The sequence below is a fragment of the Pseudomonas putida genome (assembly GCF_030159595.1).
Taxonomy (GTDB): domain Bacteria; phylum Pseudomonadota; class Gammaproteobacteria; order Pseudomonadales; family Pseudomonadaceae; genus Aquipseudomonas; species Aquipseudomonas putida_AC.
On record NZ_BSKJ01000047.1, the window covers coordinates 1 to 272 of the forward strand.

At 59.9% G+C, this 272-nt stretch carries 1 protein-coding gene; it reads right to left on the reverse strand.

Annotated elements, in window-relative coordinates:
* On the reverse strand, positions 1–272 hold a 272-nt coding region (locus QQL85_RS26480), incomplete at both ends, for an immunoglobulin-like domain-containing protein (RefSeq protein ID WP_284368796.1).

Sequence of the window (272 nt, forward strand, 5' to 3'; positions counted from 1 at the left end):
ACGGTGATCGAACCGGTAGTGCCATTGGCCGGTACGGTGATGACGGTTTTGCCGTCGCTCAGCGTGAAGGTCAACGCGCCATGGTTGTTGATCGGCAGACCGTCTTTGTTGGTCAGCGTGATGGTGTAGGTGATCTCGCCGCCTTCGGTGACCGAAGGCGTAGCGGTCAGCTTCGCGATCACTTCGTCGGTGGTGTCGGTGACCTGTACCGAAGCGTTGCCGCCCAGTTGCAGGTTCTCGAAGGTACGACCATCGACGTCCACGGCGGACTT